Annotated in this window: 25 protein-coding genes; 4 read left to right on the top strand and 21 right to left on the bottom strand. The window is 48.2% G+C overall.

Annotated elements, in window-relative coordinates:
* Nucleotides 1–85: 85 nt before the first annotated feature.
* The 3 genes from ACO0LD_RS04965 to ppsA form a co-directional block, all read right to left on the bottom strand.
* On the bottom strand, nucleotides 86–1,036 hold the full coding sequence (locus tag ACO0LD_RS04965; protein WP_423004347.1) for an SPFH domain-containing protein: 951 nt from the start codon (nucleotides 1,034–1,036) through the stop codon (nucleotides 86–88).
* 63 nt (nucleotides 1,037–1,099) lie between these two features.
* Nucleotides 1,100–1,534, bottom strand: coding sequence for an NfeD family protein (locus ACO0LD_RS04960; RefSeq protein WP_423004345.1), 435 nt, complete (start codon nucleotides 1,532–1,534; stop codon nucleotides 1,100–1,102).
* Nucleotides 1,535–1,856: 322 nt separating this feature from the next.
* A complete protein-coding gene (gene ppsA, locus ACO0LD_RS04955) occupies nucleotides 1,857–4,274 on the bottom strand; it encodes a phosphoenolpyruvate synthase (RefSeq protein WP_423004343.1) in 2,418 nt (805 codons plus the stop codon).
* 232 nt (nucleotides 4,275–4,506) lie between these two features.
* Between ppsA and ppsR the strand changes: the two genes are divergently transcribed.
* Nucleotides 4,507–5,355, top strand: a complete 849-nt coding sequence (ppsR, locus tag ACO0LD_RS04950; RefSeq protein WP_423004341.1) for a posphoenolpyruvate synthetase regulatory kinase/phosphorylase PpsR — start codon at nucleotides 4,507–4,509, stop codon at nucleotides 5,353–5,355.
* Here the strand turns inward: ppsR and ACO0LD_RS04945 are convergent.
* The 16 genes from ACO0LD_RS04945 to ACO0LD_RS04870 all read right to left on the bottom strand — a co-directional run bounded on the left by ACO0LD_RS04945 (nucleotide 5,349) and on the right by ACO0LD_RS04870 (nucleotide 18,248).
* Nucleotides 5,349–6,146, bottom strand: coding sequence for a TrmH family RNA methyltransferase (locus ACO0LD_RS04945; RefSeq protein ID WP_423004339.1), 798 nt, complete (start codon nucleotides 6,144–6,146; stop codon nucleotides 5,349–5,351). The genes ppsR and ACO0LD_RS04945 overlap by 7 nt on opposite strands.
* Nucleotides 6,147–6,752 carry a ribonuclease HII gene (gene rnhB, locus ACO0LD_RS04940; RefSeq protein ID WP_423004337.1) on the bottom strand — a complete coding sequence of 202 codons (606 nt, stop codon included), beginning with the start codon at nucleotides 6,750–6,752 and terminating at the stop codon, nucleotides 6,147–6,149.
* Nucleotides 6,745–6,999 carry a glutaredoxin family protein gene (locus ACO0LD_RS04935; protein WP_423004335.1) on the bottom strand — a complete coding sequence of 85 codons (255 nt, stop codon included), beginning with the start codon at nucleotides 6,997–6,999 and terminating at the stop codon, nucleotides 6,745–6,747. The genes rnhB and ACO0LD_RS04935 overlap by 8 nt, the downstream gene beginning before the upstream one ends.
* A 134-nt stretch (nucleotides 7,000–7,133) precedes the next feature.
* On the bottom strand, nucleotides 7,134–8,621 hold the full coding sequence (locus ACO0LD_RS04930; RefSeq protein ID WP_423004333.1) for a DegQ family serine endoprotease: 1,488 nt from the start codon (nucleotides 8,619–8,621) through the stop codon (nucleotides 7,134–7,136).
* 12 nt (nucleotides 8,622–8,633) lie between these two features.
* Nucleotides 8,634–9,533 carry a MucB/RseB C-terminal domain-containing protein gene (locus tag ACO0LD_RS04925; RefSeq protein ID WP_423004331.1) on the bottom strand — a complete coding sequence of 300 codons (900 nt, stop codon included), beginning with the start codon at nucleotides 9,531–9,533 and terminating at the stop codon, nucleotides 8,634–8,636.
* A 119-nt stretch (nucleotides 9,534–9,652) separates the two neighbouring features.
* On the bottom strand, nucleotides 9,653–10,321 hold the full coding sequence (locus tag ACO0LD_RS04920; protein ID WP_423004329.1) for a sigma-E factor negative regulatory protein: 669 nt from the start codon (nucleotides 10,319–10,321) through the stop codon (nucleotides 9,653–9,655).
* A 72-nt stretch (nucleotides 10,322–10,393) separates the two neighbouring features.
* Entirely contained in the window at nucleotides 10,394–10,996 is a 603-nt protein-coding gene (gene rpoE, locus ACO0LD_RS04915; protein WP_423004327.1) for an RNA polymerase sigma factor RpoE, read from the bottom strand.
* Nucleotides 10,997–11,132: 136 nt separating this feature from the next.
* Complete coding sequence (locus tag ACO0LD_RS04910; protein ID WP_423004325.1) at nucleotides 11,133–11,591, bottom strand: protein YgfX; 459 nt, start codon at nucleotides 11,589–11,591, stop codon at nucleotides 11,133–11,135.
* A gap of 61 nt (nucleotides 11,592–11,652) precedes the next feature.
* The gene (gene fabF, locus ACO0LD_RS04905; protein WP_423004323.1) at nucleotides 11,653–12,894 is read right to left on the bottom strand and encodes a beta-ketoacyl-ACP synthase II; all 1,242 of its coding nucleotides are present in this window, start codon (nucleotides 12,892–12,894) and stop codon (nucleotides 11,653–11,655) included.
* 33 nt (nucleotides 12,895–12,927) lie between these two features.
* Nucleotides 12,928–13,167 carry an acyl carrier protein gene (acpP, locus tag ACO0LD_RS04900; protein ID WP_110253556.1) on the bottom strand — a complete coding sequence of 80 codons (240 nt, stop codon included), beginning with the start codon at nucleotides 13,165–13,167 and terminating at the stop codon, nucleotides 12,928–12,930.
* A 152-nt stretch (nucleotides 13,168–13,319) separates the two neighbouring features.
* Nucleotides 13,320–14,072, bottom strand: a complete 753-nt coding sequence (fabG, locus tag ACO0LD_RS04895; RefSeq protein WP_423004321.1) for a 3-oxoacyl-ACP reductase FabG — start codon at nucleotides 14,070–14,072, stop codon at nucleotides 13,320–13,322.
* Nucleotides 14,069–15,010, bottom strand: a complete 942-nt coding sequence (gene fabD, locus ACO0LD_RS04890; protein ID WP_423004319.1) for an ACP S-malonyltransferase — start codon at nucleotides 15,008–15,010, stop codon at nucleotides 14,069–14,071. Before fabD ends, fabG begins: the two co-directional genes overlap by 4 nt.
* A gap of 74 nt (nucleotides 15,011–15,084) precedes the next feature.
* Entirely contained in the window at nucleotides 15,085–16,071 is a 987-nt protein-coding gene (locus ACO0LD_RS04885; RefSeq protein WP_423004317.1) for a beta-ketoacyl-ACP synthase III, read from the bottom strand.
* Nucleotides 16,068–17,162 (bottom strand): phosphate acyltransferase PlsX, encoded by a 1,095-nt coding sequence (gene plsX, locus ACO0LD_RS04880; RefSeq protein ID WP_423004315.1) that lies wholly within the window; start codon nucleotides 17,160–17,162, stop codon nucleotides 16,068–16,070. Before plsX ends, ACO0LD_RS04885 begins: the two co-directional genes overlap by 4 nt.
* Before the next feature lie 254 nt (nucleotides 17,163–17,416).
* Nucleotides 17,417–17,599 carry a 50S ribosomal protein L32 gene (gene rpmF, locus ACO0LD_RS04875; RefSeq protein WP_008449924.1) on the bottom strand — a complete coding sequence of 61 codons (183 nt, stop codon included), beginning with the start codon at nucleotides 17,597–17,599 and terminating at the stop codon, nucleotides 17,417–17,419.
* Between the two features lie 124 nt (nucleotides 17,600–17,723).
* A complete protein-coding gene (locus ACO0LD_RS04870; protein WP_423004313.1) occupies nucleotides 17,724–18,248 on the bottom strand; it encodes a YceD family protein in 525 nt (174 codons plus the stop codon).
* Between the two features lie 116 nt (nucleotides 18,249–18,364).
* On the opposite strand from ACO0LD_RS04870, the gene ACO0LD_RS04865 reads away from it, so the two are divergent.
* From ACO0LD_RS04865 to ACO0LD_RS04855, 3 genes are all read left to right on the top strand, one after another.
* Nucleotides 18,365–18,976: a Maf-like protein gene (locus ACO0LD_RS04865; RefSeq protein WP_423004311.1), complete on the top strand. Its 612-nt coding sequence runs from the start codon at nucleotides 18,365–18,367 to the stop codon at nucleotides 18,974–18,976.
* Between the two features lie 42 nt (nucleotides 18,977–19,018).
* A complete protein-coding gene (locus ACO0LD_RS04860) occupies nucleotides 19,019–19,771 on the top strand; it encodes an SAM-dependent methyltransferase (protein WP_423004309.1) in 753 nt (250 codons plus the stop codon).
* Between the two features lie 65 nt (nucleotides 19,772–19,836).
* Nucleotides 19,837–20,997, top strand: a complete 1,161-nt coding sequence (locus tag ACO0LD_RS04855; RefSeq protein WP_423004307.1) for an iron-containing alcohol dehydrogenase — start codon at nucleotides 19,837–19,839, stop codon at nucleotides 20,995–20,997.
* 43 nt (nucleotides 20,998–21,040) lie between these two features.
* Here ACO0LD_RS04855 and ACO0LD_RS04850 read toward each other — a convergent pair whose 3' ends face one another.
* Together ACO0LD_RS04850 and ACO0LD_RS04845 are read right to left on the bottom strand one after the other, a co-directional pair.
* Complete coding sequence (locus ACO0LD_RS04850) at nucleotides 21,041–22,264, bottom strand: hypothetical protein (protein WP_423004305.1); 1,224 nt, start codon at nucleotides 22,262–22,264, stop codon at nucleotides 21,041–21,043.
* A gap of 87 nt (nucleotides 22,265–22,351) precedes the next feature.
* The gene (locus tag ACO0LD_RS04845) at nucleotides 22,352–23,122 is read right to left on the bottom strand and encodes a hypothetical protein (RefSeq protein ID WP_423004303.1); all 771 of its coding nucleotides are present in this window, start codon (nucleotides 23,120–23,122) and stop codon (nucleotides 22,352–22,354) included.
* Nucleotides 23,123–23,129: the final 7 nt, after the last annotated feature.

Raw genomic sequence — 23,129 nt, 5'->3', positions numbered from 1 at the left:
GGCATCTGGGAGATACCAGCAGTACAACGGAATTTTGTGTGGATAGTGTTACGACAATGAGGAGCCTGTCACGCCCCTCATTTTATTAGACAGGTCGTCGTGGCGATTCAATAACAGCAGGTTTCTGAGATTTAACAACTTGCATGGCTGTCGCGATCAGGCCACTCATATCACCCAGATTGGCCGGGATAATAATCGAGTTATTGGTTTTGGCCAGATTGGCAAATGCTGCCACATATTGCTCAGCCACTTTCAGGTTAGCCGCGTCAGAGCCGCCTGGTAATTGCATCGCTGCGGCAGTTTTGCGTATCGCTTCTGCGCTGGCTTCTGCAATCGACAGAATGGCCGCAGCCTGACCTTGTGCGCGGTTGATCGACGCCTGTTTTTCACCTTCGGATTTGGCAATCGACGCTTCACGTTCACCAGTGGCGATATTGATCTGCTCTTGCTTGCGGCCTTCAGAAGCAGCGATCAGAGCACGTTTTTCACGCTCAGCAGTAATTTGTGCCTGCATCGCATGCAAAATTTCTTTTGGCGGGGTCAAATCCTTGATCTCATAGCGCAAGACCTTGACACCCCAGTTGGCTGCAGACTCATCAATTGCATTCACGATAGTGGTATTGATGTGATCGCGCTCTTCAAACGTCTTGTCGAGTTCCATTTTGCCGATGACAGAGCGCAAGGTGGTTTGTGCCAGTTGTGTGATCGCCGCAATATAGTTTGAAGAACCATATGAAGCGCGCATGGCATCGGTAATCTGGAAATACAAAATACCATCTACCTGCAACTGCGTATTGTCCCTGGTGATACAAACTTGCGGTGGTACATCCAGCGGAATTTCTTTCAGTATGTGTTTATAAGCGATGCGATCAACAAATGGCACCACGATATTTAAGCCTGGCCCCAGGGTGGCATGATATTTACCCAAACGCTCTACCACCCAGGCATGCTGTTGTGGTACGACATTGATGGTTTTGAAAACAAATACCATGGCCAACACCAATAAAACCAGAGCGACGCTACCTATATTTTCCATATCCTTACCTTTATTGTTATTCAGACTGTTTTATATTGATTTTTATATTGATCTTAATTACTGCTATGAAGGCTTCACTATCAAACGGCTACCTTGTATTTCTTCAATCACATAAGCACCGGGATAGCCTGCCGAGTGCTGCAATTCAACATCCCACATGGCACCGCGATACATGGTTCTCGCAGCAAACTTGCCATTACCCAATTCTTTCCAATCATTGACTTGCAAGGTTTGCCCTATGTCCATATTCACGTTTGGGTCACGGGCAGCATTTGCATTTTCTTTCCAGCCATATTTACTCTTGTGTAAGGCTGTGGTTGCGAGCGCGCCAACAACAGCCGCAACGATCATTTGACTCTCCGAACCCAACTGAAATACAGCTGCCAAGGCACCTGCCACCAGTCCAATTGAAATCATCAATAAATAAAAGGTACCCGTGAACAATTCAAATATCACGACCAGGCCCGCCAGTATCATCCACATCATCCATCCGTTCATATTCTTATTCTCCTTATCAATTTTTGTACTTTTCTACACTGCTACCTTTACATTTTCTACGACTGGCTTATATTTTTCATCGGTAATCGCCATAGAAATTTACTCACAAAAAAGCCCCCGTTACCTTACATGGTAACGAGGGCTTTCTCAGGAATTTTGTTGAAGTATTGATTTTCTTTTTCTTAAGTTTCGACATCGGTAGTCTAGTCTTAATTTTAAAAAATACAAGGGGTCACATTCGATTTATGTTGCGGCGCACCAACAAGAAAAAACGAGAGTCCTTTTTCAAGGAACTCCCGTTTCCAACTTCAATTCAAACTACTTATTTTCCGACTGCCGCCAGTTTCTGCCAGGTATCAATCACAGAATCCGGGTTCAGGGAAATCGATTCTATTCCCTCTTTCATCAACCATTCAGCAAAGTCAGGATGATCAGATGGCCCCTGACCACAGATGCCGACATACTTGTCGAGTTTGCGGCAAGCAGCGATGGCGCGTGACAGCAAAGCGCGTACTGCAGGGTCGCGCTCATCAAAATCTGCCGCCAGTAATTCCATACCAGAATCGCGATCCAGGCCCAGCGTCAACTGCGTCAAATCATTGGAACCAATAGAGAAGCCATCAAAGAATTGCAGGAATTCTTCTGCCAGGATTGCATTCGATGGTACTTCGCACATCATGATCAAACGCAAGCCATTTTCCCCGCGCTTGAGTCCATTTTTTGCCAGCAGGTTCACGACTTTTTCGGCCTGACCCAGCGTACGTACGAAAGGCACCATGATTTCTACATTGGTCAGGCCCATCTCATTGCGCACGCGTTTCATTGCCTGGCATTCCATTTCGAATGACTCGGCAAAATCCGGTGCCAGATAACGCGCAGCACCACGGAAACCCAACATAGGATTTTCTTCATCCGGCTCGTAACGGGATCCGCCTATGAGCTTCTTGTATTCATTCGACTTGAAGTCAGACAAGCGAACGATGACTTTCTTGGGCCAGAATGCAGCAGCAATGGTCGCAATACCCTCTGCCAGTTTGTCGACATAAAAAGCTCTTGGAGACGCGTGGCCGCGGGCAACAGATTCCACTGCTTTTTTCAGGTCAGCATCAATATTCGGATATTCCAGTATCGCTTTTGGATGTACGCCGATGTTATTGTTGATGATGAATTCCAGACGTGCCAAGCCCACACCTTCATTCGGTACAGACTGGAAGTCAAATGCCAGTTGAGGATTGCCGACATTGAGCATGATTTTCAAGGGCAACTTGGGCAATTCGCCGCGCAATTCTTCAGTGATTTCGGTTTCCAGCAAACCGTCGTAAATCTTGCCTTCGTCACCCTCAGCACAAGATACGGTGACCAGGGTGCCGTCTTTCAGCACGTCAGTGGCATCTTCACAGCCAACTACAGCCGGCACACCCAGTTCACGTGCGATGATCGCTGCATGGCAGGTACGACCACCACGATTGGTGACGATGGCAGCAGCGCGCTTCATGACGGGTTCCCAGTTGGGATCTGTCATGTCGGCAACCAGTACGTCGCCGGGCTGCACTCTTTCCATCTCGGATGGATCATGTATCACGCGTACGCGACCCGCACCAATTTTCTGACCAATCGCACGGCCAGATACCAATACTGTGCCACTGCCTTTGAGTTTGAAGCGCTGTTGTGCGTCAGTAGGCTTTTGCTGGGATTTGACGGTTTCTGGACGAGCTTGCAGGATGTAGAGTTTGCCGTCACGGCCATCTTTACCCCACTCTATATCCATAGGGCGGCCATAATGCTTCTCGATGATGGTCGCGTATTTAGCCAGTTCCACCACTTCAGTATCATTCAAGGAATAACGGTTGCGCAATTCCACTGGCACGTCGACTGTTTTTACCGAGCGGCCAGCCTTGGCTTCGCCAGTGAATTCCATTTTGATGAGTTTAGAACCGATATTGCGGCGGATAACTGGCAATTTTCCCAGTTCCAGCATAGGTTTGTGGACATAGAATTCGTCAGGGTTGACTGCACCCTGCACCACGGTTTCGCCCAGACCATAGCTGGAAGTGATGAAGACCACATCCTTGAAACCGGACTCTGTATCTATCGTGAACATTACACCCGCAGCGCCCAAATCAGAACGCACCATGCGCTGCACACCAGCAGACAAGGCGACTTCGGCATGGGTAAAGCCTTTATGAACGCGGTAGGAAATCGCCCTGTCGTTGTACAGTGAGGCAAATACATGCTTCATTGCCTCCAGAATATTGTCAATTCCGACAACATTCAAGAAGGTTTCTTGCTGACCGGCGAAAGACGCATCAGGCAAATCTTCTGCGGTAGCTGAAGAGCGCACGGCAAATGACATTTCAGCCGTAGAATCAGAAACCAGCTTGTTGTAGAACTCTTCTATCTCTGTGAGCAAGCGCGGCTGGAACGGTGTGTCTATGATCCATTGACGGATATCAGCACCGGCTCTTGCCAGTTCCTTGACGTCATCGATATTCAGATGTTCAAGACGGTCGGCAATACGTTTTTCCAATGGCAAACCGCCGTCGATACTATGTGTCAGGAAATCGCGAAAAGCTTGAGCAGTGGTGGCAAAACCACCAGGAACACGCACACCCGCTGTTGCCAGCTGGCTAATCATTTCGCCTAAAGAAGCATTTTTTCCGCCGACGGATTCAACATCCGTCATGCGTAAATGCTCAAACGAGGCAACATAAGTTGCTTCAGTAATTGCTGCGTTGGACATAACAACCTCTTTTTGATGGTAAGAAATCTTTGCTGTTTAATGTCGTGCTGCTTCGTATCCCGCTGTTTTTTTGTTATTCTTGAGGCGAGCTACGCTTGACATGCTGTTGCAGCATTTTACATTGTGTCCTGCAAGATTTATCTAAACGGAATAAGAATTTGCAGTCTTTTTTGTTTCTAAGAGTACAAATATATTCCGTCCAGTCTATTGCCATTATTTATATAAAATTATCATGTCAGATACCCCCCAGCAAGCACGGCCTGCAGCAAACCGTACCGTCTTTTTCGTTTCCGATGGCACTGGCATCACCGCAGAGACCTTTGGTCACTCGGTATTGACACAATTTGACTTGAAATTCAAACAAGTCCGTCTGCCCTTTATCGATACACTCGAAAAAGCCCACGATGCCGTGCGCAAGATCAATGATGCCTATACAGCTGAAGGCAATCGCCCTATCGTATTTTCCACCCTGGTCAAAACTGACCTGGCTGGCGTTGTTTTTAAATCCAAGGGTTTGCACATGGATTTGATACAAACCTTTGTGTCGCCACTGGAGCAAGAGCTGGGCGTCAAGTCCACCCATACCATAGGGCGCAGTCACAATATTACGGATTCTGAAGAATATAAAAACAGGATAGAAGCCATCAATTTCTCGCTGGCGCATGACGATGGTCAGTCAAACAAAAACTTATCGACTGCCGATGTGATACTGGTTGGCGTTTCGCGCTCCGGCAAAACTCCTACCACGCTGTATCTAGCCATGCAATATGGCATCAAGGCGGCAAATTACCCATTGATTCCTGATGATTTTGAACGTGGCAAGTTGCCATCGGCATTGCCTGAATTTAAAAGCAAGATTTTTGGCTTGAGTATCGCGCCTGAACGTCTGTCAGAAATTCGTAACGAACGTCGCCCAGGAAGCAAATATGCTTCACTGGAAAACTGTCGTTACGAAGTCAATGAGGCGGAACTGATGATGAAGCGCGAAGGCATACGCTGGCTGTCATCAACTGCAAAATCGATAGAAGAAATTTCGACCACGATTTTGCAGGAAATTAAATCCGACGTGCGGATTTACTGAACTTTTGCATCCAACTGCTGCCGTACCTGTTCAAAAAAACAGATAGCAGCACTGGCAGCCACATTCAGTGACTCTATCTCGGCTTGCTGGGGTATGGTCACTGTACTGGTAGCCATGGACATCAACTCAGGTGAAACACCTTGTCCCTCATGACCAAACAGCCAGACCACTTCCTGGTTCAAGTTACTTTGGTAGATAGTCTGCCTGGTATGAGAGCTGGTCGCCAGCACGGGAATAGTGGCGCTGCTCAATAAAGCAGGCAAGTCGACATTTTCAAAAATATTCAGCAAAAAATGCGCGCCCATGCCTGCACGCATGACTTTTGGGGACCATGCAAATGCGGTACCAGAGCTGCAAAATACATTTTTTATGCCTGCTGCGGCAGCGCTGCGCAGGATGGAGCCAAGGTTACCGGGGTCCTGTAAATTATCCAGCACCACAGACGATGATGCCAAGGTCGCAGGAAACTCAGGCGCGGGCGTAGCGATAATGAACATCACACCTACCCCATGCTCAACCTGGCTGAGCGCCTTGTAGAGGGCATCTGGCAGGCAAATACATTGCGTCCTGTGCTGCTCGCTTTGCGCCAGTACTGTCGCCACCTCGGCATGATGCAGGCTGCTTTCTGTAACGATGCAATACTCGGGCGCGCCAAGATGCTGGAAATATGCTTCACATAGATGAACTCCATCGAGCAAAGTGCGGCCAGCCTTACGCCGTGCCTGCGAACTGGTGGCAAGATTTTTGAATTCTTTGTAAAGAGGATTGTCGCGGGAAGTAATCGATTTCATTTATTTGAGTAAGGCTTTCACAGGCGCATAAGATTTTCTGTGTATCGGTGACACACCATGTTCGCGCAAACGCTCCAGGTGCAAAGCTGTTGGATAGCCCTTGTGCTGATCCAGCGCGTATTGGGGATAAGTTTCATGCAACTGCATCAAGACATGGTCACGTGCAGTTTTTGCGAGTATGGATGCCGCTGATATCGCAGGCACCTTGTCATCACCCTTGACGATCGCTTCCGAAGCAATCGCCATTACCGGGCAGCGATTGCCATCTATCAGTGCCAGTGTAGGCGTGACAGACAGACCTTCAACCGCACGGCGCATGGCCAGCATGGTCGCCTGCAGGATATTGAGTTCATCAATCTCCTGTTCAGAGCATTCGGCAATACACCAGGCCAGGGCGTGTTCCTTGATCTCTATCGCCAGTTGCTCACGTTTTGCTTCGCTGAGTTTTTTTGAATCACGCAAGCCTGCAATGGGGCGATTAGGATCAAGAATCACGGCTGCTGCCATGACAGGGCCAGCCAATGGCCCCCTGCCCGCCTCATCAACGCCGCAAATCACTTCATTTTCATAGTCAAACAGAGATAAACCAGATGTCAGGTCATGCATGGAAAAAAGCTTTCAGTGCTGCGGGGTCGAGATAGTAGTGGCAAATTCTTTGCTGATTCTGGCCTTCTTTCTGGCCTACCAGGACGGGCACCAGCTCATCGTACAGGGCCAGTACTTCATCATCCTGATCAACATCGACTACCTTGACGGTAAAGCCGTATTCAGGGCTATAGGCTTGCAGTTGTTCCAGCATATCATCGCAAAGATGGCAATAACTGCGTGAATAAAGTGTAAATTGAATCATCATTTCCGCCTAAAGTAGTGGGGATGCTAACATCATGCGCTCAATCTCCATGCCTGCATTATAAGTCGCCCCTATCAGACCTACAAAATAAAAAAGGCCACCTGCAAAACAGGCGGCCTTTACATTACTTGAAAAGTTTATTGATTGGTCGGACGTACTGCCACGAATTTAGACACATCGCCACGCTTGACCAATAACAAAAGAGGTTTCTTCTGATCAACTTTTGTCATGGCAGCCGCGAATTCCTTGGCATCCTTGACATCGGCATTGCCGATACGTGTGATGATGTCGCCCGCTTGCAAGCCGGCACGGGCCGCACCGCCTTCAGCACTTTCCAGTATCACGCCGCCGCTGACATGAGCATCACGCTTCTGCGCTTCAGTCAGGTCAGTGATTGTCAATCCAAAGACATTGGAAGCAGGTTCGGCCTTTTGTTTTCCAGTTTTTACTGGCGCTTTTTCTGCATCCGCTTCGGCGACGGTCACGACTATATCTTTCAGACCACCCCTGCGCCATACCGTCACTGTTGCCTTGCCACCTGGTTTGATGTCACCGACTATGCGATTCAAATCAACGGCCTTATCAATGACGATGCCATTTACTTTTTGAATCACGTCTCCTGGCTCAATACCCGCCTTTTCAGCTGGAGAGCCAGGCATGACACGTTGTATCTGTGCGCCTTGCGCTTTTGCCAGACCCAATGCATCTGCAATGTCCTTGGTCACATCGATACGCTCTACACCGAGATAACCACGCACTACTTTGCCGGCAGATTTAAGCTGCTCAACAACACGCATGGCCTCGTCTATAGGAATTGCAAATGAAATGCCCATATAGCCGCCTGAACGGCTATAGATTTGCGAATTCACACCAATGACTTCACCACGCATATTGATCAGCGGGCCACCGGAGTTACCTGGGTTGACTGCAACATCCGTTTGTATCAACGGCAGGTAATCACCAGTATCGCGTGCCTTGGCAGAGATAATGCCAGCAGTCACAGTATTGTCGAGGTCAAAAGGTGAACCAATGGCAATCACCCATTCGCCTGCCTTGATCTTGTCAGAGTCACCGATGGTGACACGGGGCAATTTGCTACTGTCAATTTTCAAGACTGCCACATCAGTACGGCGATCTGCACCAACAACTTTAGCCTTGAATTCACGCTTGTCTGTCAGCTTGACATAGACTTCGGATGCGCCTTCAACTACATGCGCATTGGTCAGTACATAACCATCCTGAGAGATGATGAAACCAGAACCGACGCCGCGTGGCACTTCTTCCTCTTGCTGCTGAGGTGTCTTGCGGCCTTTCGGCGTAGGCTGTTGTTTTGGCGTTGGCATAGGTGTGCCAAAGAAGCGGCGGAAAAATTCCTGCATCTGCTCATCTTCAGCGCTCGTGCCATTTTGATTTAACTGAACTTTCTCTGTCGTCCTGATATTCACGACTGCCGGGCCAGATTTTTCTACCAACTCGGTAAAATCAGGCAGGCCAACTACAGACGCGGACGCAGCCTCAGCTACAGGATTGGCATTGATTGCAGTCGGCGCTATAAAACCCACGCAGGCACTCAAGACCAGGGTAGAAGCAATTTTTTCAATTGGAAAAAGTTTATTCGCTTTCATGGTGTCATTCGCTTATTTAGGTTTAAATTCAATTGAGTTCATTACTTGCCGGATTGCGGTGGCTGGCACTTCACCCACAACCGTGAGCCAGTATTCTGCATGACGCTTACCCATAATGGTCATGGCACCTTGCTGCAAACTGCCTTCAGTGCGGTTTTCGCTGTCCGGTTCAATAAAAACAGAAATCGCTGCCAGGCCATCAGAGAAAATCATTTGTATCACCTGATGTGACTTGATCGCTGTTCCATCACTGTTTTTTGCATTTCCTGCAGCGGGGATCAAGCGCTTCATTTCACGGGTTTTTTTGAACCCGGTCGGCAGAGATTTCACAATCCATCCTGAATGAATATTGGACTGCACCGTCAAATTTTCAACCTGCCATTGTGCAGTATTTTGAAAAGTCGGTTTTACTCTCTGCTTGTCTATGTCCCCAATGCTAAGTTGGGTAAAAGCGATTTGTTCTATTACTTCATTTTTAGTGTTGACGGTTTGTGCGCGCAACAGCAAGCCAGAATTTCTTTCTACACAGAGACGATAGCCATAGCGGTAGCCATCACGGGGATCGAGTAAATAGGTTTGGCAATCGATACCCGCAACACGGCTAAGATCGGCTTTTTTTATTGAATAAGAATCGGGGAGAGATTGCGCATTAGAGGTCAACAAGGCGGGAAATACTTCTTGCGTGGCATTTTTTTCTACCTGCAAGGTTTTGCTTTCAGGCAGATAGCAGGTTACTTCTTCGTTTTTTCGCAAGTATTCTCTGGGCTGGCCATCGAGGATTTCCAGTTTTTCGAGTTCATTATTGCCATCAAGAACATGGGTAATTCTGGAAGTCCTGATTTGATTGGCTTGCTGATAAACAAAGGTGCCCGAATAATTCAGCTTCTGCGCAGAAGCCTGCATTTTTCGCAATACGCTATGCACTTCACGCTTATCGTCTACCGTATCTTGCGCCGCTGCTGGCGCCAATAAACTTAGCAGGCAGGCAGACCCCGCCAATGCGATGTTAAAACGCCATACGCACATCATATTTATTTTTCCGAAGCAGATGAAACGGCGTTAGCGTGCGTAACGTATTGTGCTCCGTTATTGATTGCAGGAGAAAAGCGCTGATGTGCCATCAAATAGCTGTCAATTCTAGGGTCACGCAGCATATCAATTTCTACCGGTTTTTTATCGTTGCCGGCCATAAGCTGGGAAGCTTGCTTGGCAGATTCATTCACCGCCAGCGTATTGATACCTGGATTTTCAGTGTGATTTGCTAACTGCACACTGCCTGCGTTTGTGGACTTGCTGCTGATTTGATTCGTTGCATCAGGCTTGGCTTGAAATGATTGCAACTGCGGAATCATGATAAAGGCGAATGCTGCTGCAGCGGCCATACTGGCTACGGCTGCGTAAGCGCCGAGGAATTTCTGTTTCCCTTGCTTGTCCTGGGCTTTGCTTTTTTGCATGGCTGCTGGTGCCAAAATGACAGGTTCAGCATTTAGTTTTTCAGAAAACCGTTGAGAAAAATCGGCACTGAAAGTAACCGCCAATTCTTCTGAGCGAAGCACATCACCTATCTGGTGATAAATTTCCCACGCATCCTTGCTCTCCGCTTCATTTAAACTCGCAAGCAGGGAATCCAGCTGAGCATCACTCAATTCACCATCTGCCATGGCTGAGATGCTCTCGTGTTGGTTTGTGCTTTTGTTCATAATTTTCACCTTTTACCACTATTTTTAAATTCGTTTGTACTGCTTTTTGTCGGATCAGACTTTGACTCGCATTTACCAGCGTTGTTCCAGTGTGGTACCCAACAAGGGTCGTAATTTCTCAGCTATCGCTTCACGTGCCCTGAATATCCTGCTTCTCACCGTCCCTATGGGACAGAGCATTACTTCTGCAATTTCGTCGTAGCTCAGGCCCTCTATTTCTCGCAAGGTAATTGCATTTCGCAATTCCTCGGGCAAGGTCAACATGGCTGAGTTCACTGTTTCGGCTATCTGCTTGCTTGCCAACAGAGACTCTGGTGTATTGATGTCCCTCAACCCATCCGCATCGACAAAAGACTCTGCTTCATCCACATCAGCCTCTGTTGACGTGGGAGCCCTGCGTCCTTGCGTTACCAAATGGTTTTTCGCTGTATTTACCCCGATACGGTATAACCAGGTATAAAAAGCGGACTCGCCACGAAAATTTGGTAACGCCCTGTATGCCTTGATAAATGCTTCTTGTACAACATCTTCCGCTTCTGCGTGATCATAGACGAGCCGGGACACGAGCCGCATTAATTTCCTTTGGTATTTGGAAACCAGAAGCTCGAATGCTTTTTTGTCACCACGCTGGACGCGCTCAACCAATAGCTGATCAATTTCGCGTTCTGTCGTCACTCATTCATTCCTAAATTTGCATGGAACAAGAAAAGCTCGTTCCAAATGCATGTTATTACCGTCAACATACGCGATCTATATACAGTCAGAGTCCGCATGATTCCTAAAAGTTCCTTTGGCAGAAGTAAATTTCATGTCAGGTAGTCTGATGTTGGCTAATCCATATCAAACTAACTCTCAATGCCTGGAATGCAGCAGGACTCAATGAATCTGGCAGTATAAGCAACTTATGTTCCTTGCCTAGTTCATCAAGTAAAAAAATTGATAAAAAGTATGGCCAAATACGACTTTTGTGACTTAAATGCACATTCAGTCCTGCTAATTGCACCTCTTGCTGTGTTTTCTGGTGCAGAATGATTTCACCTGCCGCAGAAATACTCAGTTGCCAGCTTTGCTGAGTTTGCTGCCAATACCTGAAAACAAGGTAAGCGCTGCTGCAAAATGAACTGACGATAAACAGGTAAATGAAATAAGCTGGCACTGAGCTTGACCTCATTAGCAGCAAAATACTCAGATGCACCAGTATGAGCATGCAAAAGCATGCCATGAGCAGTATGCGTGAAGCGCGGGTAACAATATGCAGTGCTATCGTCATGGTAAAAAAAATGGCACTTCATTTCGCTTGAAATGAAGTGCCAAGGCTAATTTTTTAAAAATCAGACTTTTGCAAATATCAGCGTGCCATTCGTTCCGCCAAAGCCGAAGGAATTTTTCACTGCATAATCCATGCGCATATCACGTGCAACATTTGCACAATAATCGAGATCACATGTTGGATCTTGATTAAAGATATTCATGGTAGGTGGTGAAACCTGATTATGCAGGGCAAGAACCGTAAACAAGGATTCCAGACCACCCGCACCGCCCAGCAAATGCCCTGTCATCGACTTGGTCGAATTGATGGTCATTTTGTATGCATGGTCAGCAAAAGTCGCCTTGATCGCATCCGTTTCGTTCTGGTCGCCGATTGATGTAGATGTTCCGTGTGCATTCAGATAACTGATTTGCTCAGGGTTAATTTCAGCATCTTTCATGGCATTGATCATGCTGCGGCGCGGACCATCCATGGTAGGCGTGGTGATGTGATAAGCATCAGCGCTCATGCCAAAGCCGATAACTTCAGCATAAATTTTTGCACCACGTGCCTTGGCATGTTCATATTCTTCCAGAACCATGACACCGGCACCTTCACCCAGGACAAAACCATCGCGGTCTTTATCCCAAGGGCGGGAGGCTGTCGCCGGATCATCGTTTCGGGTCGAGAGTGCCCTTGCAGAAGCAAAGCCACCCAGACCCAGAGGAGAAATCGTTGATTCTGCGCCACCAGCGATCATCACATCAGCATCGCCGTATTCAATCATACGAGCAGCGGAACCTATGCAATGCAAGCCAGTGGTACAAGCCGTCACGATTGCAAGATTAGGTCCTTTCAGACCATACTTGATCGACAGATTGCCAGAAATCATATTGATGATTGAGGCTGGCACAAAGAATGGGCTGATACGGCGTGGTCCACGCGCTATCAAAGTTTCCTTGGTTTCCTCTATCAACGGCAAACCGCCGATACCTGAACCTACGATGACACCAATACGATCTGCATTTTCTTCAGTGACGGCAAGACCAGAGTCTTGAAACGCCTGCATCCCTGCGGCGATGCCGTAGTGGATAAAGGTGTCCATGTTGCGCGCTTCTTTTGCCGGAATATAATCCTCGACATTGAAGCCTTTCACCTCACCTGCAAAATGCGTGGTAAATGGTGTTGCATCAAATTTGGTAATCGTTGCAATTCCGGATTTGCCTGAAGTGATGGCACTCCAGGCATCTGCGACAGTATTGCCGACTGGCGAAATACAACCGAGCCCGGTTACAACGACTCGACGTTTAAGCGAACGACTCAAGCGTTTCTCCTGGATTTGAAAAAATTCGACTAATTAAGCCTTCAGATGGGCTTTAGCGTAGTCAATCGCTTGTTGAACAGTCGTGATTTTCTCAGCTTGTTCGTCAGGGATTTCCATTTCGAATTCGTCTTCGAGTGCCATCACCAATTCAACTGTGTCCAAAGAGTCTGCACCCAAATCATCTACGAAAGAAGATTCGATTTTGATGTCAGCTTCAGCGACGCCCAGTTGTTCAGCGACGATTTTCTTAACGCGTTGTTCGATATCGGACATGTGTGTCTCCAGTGAAAAAATCAAAAAAATAAGGGCCTACAGAAAGGTGCGCGCATTTTAGCAGGTTTGCGGGCAAAAAAAGCAAGCCTCTGATCCTCGGCAACAACTCCTGCTATTTTCGTCGAAGTTACCTATAAAAATCAACAAAATGATTAGGCCAGATACATCCCGCCATTCACATGCAGTGTCGTGCCTGTGATATACCCAGCATCTGGTGATGCCAAAAACACTGTTGCTGCGGCAATATCTTCCGGCCGACCAAGTTTGGCGAGTGGAATTTGCTGCAAAATGGCCGCTTTTTGGTCTTCATTCAAGGCCCTGGTCATGTCAGTATCGATAAAACCAGGGGCAATACAGTTGACTGTGATATTGCGACTACCTATTTCCCTGGCCAGTGCACGACTCATGCCAGCCACACCCGCTTTGGCAGCAGCATAGTTCATTTGCCCAGGATTGCCAGATGAACCGACTACCGAGGTAATATTAATGATACGGCCATGCTTGGCTTTCATCATGCCGCGCAATACTGCGCGCGACAAACGCGCGACGGAAGTCAGATTGGTAGAGATAACGCTATCCCATTCCTCTTCCTTCATGCGCATGGCCAGTTGATCCTGGGTAATACCGGCGTTATTGACCAAAATGGACAGACTGCCAAATTCTTTCTGGATTTCATCTACCAGGCTGGCAGCGCGCTCTACGTCGTTGACGTTGAAAGCTATACCCTTGCCAGAACCGGGGGCCAATTCTTCCAGATAGGCAGTAATTGCTGCTGCACCAGATTCTGTCGTTGCAGTACCAATGACCTTAGCGCCAGCCTTGGCCAGGCCAATAGCAATTGCCTTGCCAATACCACGGGATGCACCAGTGACCAATGCCACCTGATTTTCTAATTGTTGAGTCATTTCAAGAGTTCCAATACTTTTTCTAAACTTGCCTGATCAAATACAGTGTCGCCTGTCAATTCTGACTGAATGCGCTTGGTCAAGCCGGTCAAGACCTTGCCTGGGCCGCATTCGACTACATGCGTAATGCCATCAGCATGCATCTTGTTAATGGTTTCTACCCAGCGCACTGGACTTGCAGCCTGCCTGACCAGCGCGTCCTTGATCGCCTCCACATCATTCACAATGGCAACATCGACGTTATTAATCAACGGAATTGCCGGTGCATAAAATGGAATGCTGGCCAGATATTCACGCAATTTATCTGATGCAGGCTTGAGCAAGGAAGAGTGAAAAGGTGCAGAAACTGCTAAAGGCAAAGCACGCTTGGCACCTTTTGCCTTGGCAATTTCACAAGCACGGTCTACAGCGGCTTTACTACCAGCAATGACAACTTGTGCTGGCGCATTGAAATTCACGGCCTCCACCACTTCGCCTGGCACTACTGCCATTGCCTCAGCACACACTGCCTGCACATCCTCGTCCGACAAACCCAGAATAGCGGCCATACCGCCCTGCCCTACAGGCACGGCATCTTGCATGGCTTGCGCGCGGAAGCGCACCATAGGCACCGCGTCTTTAAACGCGATAACACCAGCAGCGACCAGGGCTGAATATTCGCCCAAACTATGACCAGCCACCAGTTTGGGTGCGGCACCGCCTGCGGCGATCCATGCACGATAGCAGGCTACGGCTGCCGTCAACATGACGGGCTGGGTATTGGTGGTCAGGTCCAGCGCTTCTTTTGGACCTTCGCCAATCATCTTGCCCAAATCCAGTTGCAGCGCATCGGATGCTTCGGCAATGGTTTGTTGCACGACAGGATTATCAGCAAAGCCATTCAACATGCCTATCGCTTGCGAACCCTGCCCAGGGAATACAAATGCAAATTGCGTCATTTCTTATCTCTAATCTTATCTCTAATATTCATTATTGATGTCCAGCTTGATTGCAGGCTCTTTTACCAGAATCCTTACATCTTGACGATGGCTGCACCCCAGGTAAAACCACCGCCCACACCTTCCAGCATCACTGTATGACCAGGCTTGACCCGGCCATCACGCACAGCCAGGTCCAGTGCCAGCGGTATCGAAGCGGCGGATGTATTGCCATGCTGATCAACTGTGACGACTACCCTGTCCATAGGCATGCGCATTTTTTTCGCAGTGCTTTGCATAATGCGTATATTTGCCTGATGCGGTATCAGCCAGTCGATCTGATCTGTAGTCAGGCCAGCGATTTCCAGCGCTTCGTTGGCAACTTTCTCCAGCAAATTGACAGCAAGCTTGAAGACAGCCTGGCCATCCATATACAAAAATGCGCTACCTTCGACGACGCCACTCTGGACATTGCCTGGTACGCATAAAATATTGGCATAGCTGCCATCAGCATGTAATTTGGTCGCCAGGACACCTGGTTCTTCTGAGTGGGACATGACGATTGCGCCCGCACCATCACCAAACAATACACAGGTAGTGCGGTCTTCAAAATTCAGGATGCGGGAAAATACCTCAGCACCAATCACCAGCACGTTTTTATGGTTACCAGCCTTGATCATGCTGTCAGCGATGGACAACGCGTACATGAAGCCACTGCACACCGCCTGCACATCAACTGCCGCCGCACCATTAGTGATGCCCAGCTTGTTTTGCACTACGCAAGCAGTACTTGGGAAACCACCGAGAAAATCAGGTGTTGAGGTTGCCAGTACGATCAAATCGATATCGTTGGCCTGCATTTTAGCGGCATCCAGTGCACGCTTTGCAGCTTCCACAGCCATATCACTGGTCGCGACAGAAGGCTCAGCATAATGGCGGAAGGAAATCCCGCTACGGGAAAATATCCACTCGTCCGAAGTTTCTATGCCCTTCGCCGCCAGTTGATCGGTCAATTCCTGATTGCTTACTTTTTTGGGAGGCAGGTAACTGCCAGTCCCTATAATTTTGCTATAGAAAGTCATGCGGTTTTCTGTACCAAGAGTTCATTATTGTCTGGAGCAACTACTTCGGCAACTGCCTCAGCATCTGCCATAGGCATCAATTTTGCCATTGAAGTTGCAATGCGTGACAATACATCATTTTTCGCGGCATCGAATGCGCGCTGTATTGCCCACTCGTAACTATATTTATCTGCACTACCATGGCTTTTAAATACCAGGCCACGCAAGCCCAGCAAACTGCCGCCATTGTAGTTGGAAGGATTCATGGTGCGCGAGATGGATTTCAGAGCACCACGCGCAAAAATCGCGCCGAGCATATTCAGGGGATTGCTCTTGAAGGCTGCTGTCAGGGTAATTTTTACAAAGCGCCCCATGCCCTCAGCCGCTTTCAGGGTGACATTACCGACAAAGCCATCACAGACGACGATATCGGTCGTACCTTCAAAAATATCATTACCTTCGACATTGCCATAAAAATTCAGCAGGCCACGCTCATGATCGGCACGCAATAATTGCGCTGTCTTTTTGACGACATCATTGCCCTTGATATCTTCTTCGCCTACATTCAATAAACCTATGCTTGGCTTATCTTTGCCCTCCAGCGCAGATACCAGAGCAGAACCCATGATGGCAAACTGATGCAGGTGCAGAGGCTCGCAATCCACATTCGCGCCCAGATCCAGCATGTAAGTAGGAAGATTTTTTTGATTCGGCAAGATACTGCAAATTGCAGGCCTATCGACACCCGGCATGGTTTTCAATACATAGCGGGAAACTGCCATTAGAGCGCCAGTATTACCTGCAGAAACGCAGGCCTGGGCAGCGCCCTCCTTGACCTGATTGATAGCGACGCGCATGGAAGAATCTTTCTTGCGGCGCAAGGCAACTTCTATCGGGTCATCCATCTCCACCACTTCTGTAGCATTGATAATTTTCAGGCGCGCATGTGCACTGGCATGCAGCTTCTTCAGCTCGGCCTGAATGATTGATTCAGAGCCCACCAGGAGAAATTCGACATCAGGTTCGCGATTGGCAAAAGCAACAGCTGCTGCCACTGTAACTGCCGGGCCATGATCTCCGCCCATGCAGTCTATGGAAATTTTAATTGTCATGTAGTGATACGAAACTTCAATCTGAAACAGCGAGTGTATCAAACCGGAACAGACATCATCCCGAATTAATTTTTCAAAAGCAGGATTATCTCAAAAATTCAAAGACTCACCGACAACAATTCAATCAAAAAAGTAAATTAAGCCCCCACTCAACTCTGCATGCATGCGGTATGCAAGTAATTCCAGAAGGTTAACGCAAAAAAGCGGCGCCAAGTCAGAGACTCGTCACGCCGCTTCTTTACCAGGAACAGAGATTACTCGTCGTTCTTGGTTTTCAATACTTTACGACCACGGTAAAAGCCGTTAGGGCTGATGTGGTGACGCAGATGCGTTTCACCAGTCGTTGGCTCGATACCCAGTTGTGGTGCAACCAGGAAATCGTGGGAACGGTGCATGCCACGCTTGGATGGGGATTTTTTATTTTGCTGAACTGCCATGATAACTCCTAATACTTCAAAAAATGTTTCTAAAATTTAACACGCCTGGTTGAAGAATGCGAACATCAGCAACCAAGAATCCCTAACAATACTTCGACCTGAGTGTTTTTTCAGAATAATGCCACTAGGTACGCCCATTAATTTTCTTCAGCACGGCAAAAGGTGAAGCTTTTTTACCGACTTCCGCGTCAATCGCTGCAGTAGTATCTGCTGAAGCCAACGGTAGATCCGGGCATACTGCATGTTTGGGCGATTGGGGTATTGCCAGTAGCGCCTCATCCTCTATCAAATCCATGACATTGAATGTTTTGCTACCTACTACAACATCGATCTCGTCATCCTCAAGCAATGCATCAATTTCATCTGCATTTTCTTCGTTTTTGGCGAGTATCAATTTGGATTCAGAGTCAATATCAAATGCAAACGGTGTCAAACAACGCTGACACATCAACTGCACTGAACCATTCACAGACAATTGCAACTGCGCATGGCCCAGCTTGTCATTTCCACCCTGCAGAGACCAGTTCAACGCACCTTCGGTGTTTGCACTTTCTTCTGACAGGCGAGGTAAATCTGCGACTAAAATGCTTCCCGAACGCTGCTCTTCGAGCCGGGAGAACGTGAAAGCGTCAATCACAAATGCTTGCATAGGATTATTTGAACCCAGAAAACCTGCGATAATAACAGGATTACACCTAAGTAGTCAAAGAATTGGCGTGATTTTTTCGCGTAATGGCTATGAAAACCATGGAAAATGTTTTCACAATGCAAACAAATAAGCAGCAAATCAGGTTGATACTGGCATCAAGCTCAGTTTACCGCCGTGAATTGCTAACCAGACTGCAATTCAATTTCGAAAGTATAGCACCTGAACTTGATGAAAGCCCCAGGTCAGGCGAAAGCCCCGAACAAACCGCCTTGCGCCTGGCGCAACAAAAAGCAGAAGCGATAGCAAAAAATCAGTCAGAAGCCATTATCATAGGCTCAGATCAGGTCGCAACGCTGGACGGCCTGCAAATTGGCAAGCCCGGCAATCATGCCGCAGCTTTAAAGCAATTGCAGCTCATGCGTGGACGTGAAGTAGCGTTTCATACGGCTTTGTGCGTTTTGGATAACCGTCAACACGCACCCTCTCCTGTACAAATTCAAGATGTCTGCACGATGGTCAGGTTCAGGGACTTAAGCGATGCAGAGCTGGATGCCTATCTGCGCATAGAGCAGCCCTACGATTGCGCAGGCAGTGCCAAAAACGAAGGACTGGGCATCGCCATCATACAAAGTATCAAAAGTGACGACCCCACGGCACTAACTGGCCTGCCACTTATCGCCCTGACCAGCATGTTGCGCAATACCGGCCTGAGCTTCTTCAATCTTTGAATTTATCGTTTTTTCCATTTCATAAAATAAAAAATCAAACCCATGACAGGCACGCTTTACTTAATCCCCAATACCCTGGGTCTGAACGAAGATCAGCAAGTCAATTTACTTGCCAGCATCATCCCTGACACCGTACAAAAAATGACGGCAGAACTCAGCCATTTTGTCGCTGAAAATGCCAAAACCACGCGTGCTTATTTGAAATACCTGTCTCAGGTACACACCCTGCAAAAAGCCATGCAGGAAATCCAGATCAGCGAGTTGAATATCAACACCCCTGCGCAAGCACTGGAAGGCCTGCTGCAGCCCTTGTTGCAAGGCCATGATGTAGGTTTGATATCTGAAGCTGGCGTGCCAGCCGTTGCCGATCCCGGCGCCAATCTGGTCAGGCTCGCTCATCAGCGCAATATCAAGGTACGCCCTCTGGTTGGCCCCTCCTCGCTGCTATTGGCTTTGATGGGCAGTGGACTGAATGGGCAAAGCTTTGCCTTTCATGGCTACTTGCCAACTGATGCCGCGTTGCGGGCAAAGCGCATTAAAGAACTCGAAGAAAGATCAAAAAAAGAGAAGCAGACACAACTTCTCATAGAAACCCCGTATCGCAATGCAGCCATGCTGGAAGCACTGAGCAATCACTGCAATCCAGGCACCCTGATATGCGTCGCAACAGATTTGAGCCTCGACACAGAATCACTGCAAACAAAAACTGCCGCTGAGTGGAAAAGCAATTTAAACAAGCAGCAAGGTCCTGATTTTCATAAAAAACCGACAGTTTTTTTATTCTTGAGCAATTAAAAAGTGTACGACCGGTCGATTTTTTTCTATTTGCGCTAAGATGTCTTTTTTCTGGAGGAATGCATATGCTGAATTTTGATTTTTACAACCCTACACAAATCCTGTTTGGTAAAGGGCGCATAGCCGACCTGAACAAAGCCATCCCGGCTGAAGCCCATGTGTTAATGCTTTACGGCGGCGGCAGCATTAAACAAAATGGTGTTTACGATGAAGTTATTGCCGCACTCGGCACACGCCAAGTGACGGAATTTACTGGCATAGAACCAAATCCCAGCTATGAAACCCTGATGAAGGCTGTCGAACTCATCAAGCAAAACAAGATAGACTTTTTGCTCGCAGTTGGCGGCGGCTCTGTCATTGATGGCACCAAATTTATCGCCGCCGCAGCCCTGTTCGAAGGTGATGATCCCTGGATCATCATGGAAAAACGCGGCAGCAATGTGACCAAGGCCATGCCATTTGGCAGCGTACTGACCTTGCCAGCCACTGGCTCGGAAATGAATAATGGCGGGGTCGTCACCCGTAAATCCATCAAGGCAAAAATGGCATTCTCCAGCCGTCATTGTTTCCCGCAATTCTCGGTACTGGACCCAACCAAGACCTTTACCCTGCCAGTACGCCAGATAGGCAATGGTGCGGTTGATGCCTTTGTTCATGTCATGGAACAATATCTGACTTACCCAGTAAATTCACCAGTGCAAGACAGGTTTGCTGAAGGCTTGTTGTTAACACTCATAGAAGAAGGCCCGAAAGCTCTGGCCAACCCAGAAGACTACGACGTGCGCGCCAATCTGATGTGGTGCGCCACCATGGCCCTGAACGGCCTGATTTCGACTGGCGTGCCGCAAGACTGGGCAACGCATATGATAGGTCATGAACTGACGGCCCTGCATAACATCGACCACGCCCAAACCCTGGCCATCGTGCTGCCCAGCATGCTGCGCGTCCGCAAGGAAGGCAAACGGGCAAAGTTGCTGCAATTTGCCGAACGCGTTTGGGGTTTACACGAAGGTGATGAAGACAGCCGCATAGAAACAGCCATCAGCCACATGCAGGATTACTTTGAGCAGATGGGTGTCAAAACCCGTCTCAGCGACTATCAGCTTGGCAGCAATGATATTGCGCCTATTTTGTCAGCACTGGAAACCCATCGCATGGTCAGTCTGGGTGAAAAACGTGATGTGACGCTGGATGTCAGCCGCCAAGTATTGGAATTGAGTTTGTAATTAAATAGCGGCCATTTATTCCAAAAGAATTAATGGCCGCTATTTATTTTTTTGCCGGCTTTTGAATATGACAATTCGCATCCAAAAAACGCATGGCTCCTGTGTAATTGGTATCCCAGTCATCCATCAAATAATTACCGGCCTCTTCCACGAAATTATTCCAGTCTTCCAGCAAACCTTCCTGCTTTTCATGCGGTGCGGCAGTTTTAATCCAGTCTGTTGCCAACCCTGAATTGAAACCTTCATCACGAAACTTTTTCACCAAGCTTTTCGCGGTCTTTTCTGGCAAGGTCGTTTTTGGCGCAATCCCACCAACGATACAGACGAACAGGGTCAGCAGCGAATCGATATCGGTTTTACCCTTGGTCAGTTTCGTCCACTCCTTGGACACCAGGGCATCGTATTCAGAAGTGTCTTCTACCTCATGATCACGCAGGTAATATCGATCCTTGAGCTCATACACCAGCTTGTCGAGAGATGCGGATTTGTCCTGCAATTGTGGCAGATCATGGGATTTGATTTCGCCCAGTACGCGCTCAACGATGGCATGAAATTTCTCGGGGATATCAGCCAGATCAATCGAGGACAAAGCCTTCTTCAACTTCGCCGCAGTGTATGTGCGGATAGCGTCGATCAAGCTGGCGAACTCTACCTGGTTTTGCAGTGTAGCCTCAGGCTTGCAAAACATCCGCAGCAACAATGCAGTGCGGACTACGGATACGGCTTCGACATCTTCTTCTTTGAGGTAACTGGCGGACAAGCCCAGTTCCTCACCAAACCAGTAGCCAGCCTCAATTTCCAGTGCATTCATTTGCCGGTGTTCGAGCGTGTTCCTGTACTCAATCGGCTTTTCCTTGAGTGACCAGGCTTCCAGAAAATCCTCCACCTTGCCCTTGGCCTCGTTACCCAGCAAGGCATATTCCGGCATGGCGAACAAAGCCTTTAGCAAACCTGAGCCGCCGCGCGATAAAGTCAAAAAGGTATTGTCACGTATCATCTTGGCGGCCAGCTCAAGGTCACCCTTGGTGGCCTCGATCAGATACAAGCTAGCCAGGTTGACGATACGTTTGCGTGCCGCTTCAATTTCAGGGCGCAGGTATTTACTGCCGAAAGCATCCGCTATCTGCACCATGCCTTTTGGGGCCTCAGCCTCAATCGCAGCAATCTTGGCGGTAGGAATAATTGCCTTTTGCACGCCATAACGCAGCGCCGATTCAAAATAGGGGCGATTATCAAGCAGGGCAATTTCAAAAGTATTTTCAGACATAAATACCAAAGTAGAGGCAGGCTATAAAAAGTGAAAGGCAGGCAGGAAAACTCCTGCCTGCCACGCGCATCAAAATAACATCAACAATTACAAGGCAGATTCTTCGTCGTCATCCTTGTCGTCGCCATCGTCATTGTTTTTAGGACGTTCTGCCGGCTCTTCTTCAGCACCGCCCTCTCCGCCTTCCAATAATTCATCTTGCGCCAGGCTTGCTTGATAAGCCTTATAACGTGCACGTAATTTCATCAGCACTTCGCGGAAAATTTCTGGCAACTCATAACGCAGTATGTAGGTGACCTGCATCCAGTCATGATCTTCCAGATTTGCCATATCCAAAGGCGACGCCAGGCTCTCGGTGTCGCGCGTCAGATTCAGCAAATCATCATCCAGTGCCTGGGTTTTGTTATCGTCGCCGTACTCATACAAGTCGAAGGTTGCATAGCGGTAGAAATGCTCTACCATTTGCGCCCTGTCGAGCAGGTAATCGACGAGGGCATCATAGCCACCATCTACTTCAGCAATTTCATACAAAAATTCTGCCGGATCAGCACCTTCACGGAAAATGACGGAATTGACCATGCCACGCAATTGCTCATGGGTCTGGTCGCCATAGCGACGTTCCAGCACCACGGCCTGGGCAAATTGCTCAGGCGTGACCAGCAGGTTGACCAAAGACTCTTTGGATGCATCATATTCACGGATAATCGCCAGCAAATCCTTGGCCGGAAATTCATCCAGGGCAGCTACCAGCGCTTTATCGCCTTCGGTTTCAGCCAGATTGGCCAGTGCATGTTCAGCACCGGCAATATCACCCGCCTTGACCAGGCTTTGGGCTTCGATTAATGCAGGATAATTCATCTGTACT

Origin of the sequence: Undibacterium sp. Ji83W (assembly GCF_049340385.1) — a bacterium.
Lineage (GTDB): Bacteria > Pseudomonadota > Gammaproteobacteria > Burkholderiales > Burkholderiaceae_D > Undibacterium.
Note: the sequence above shows the minus strand (reverse complement) of the source record. Positions and strands in the feature narration are given on the sequence as shown.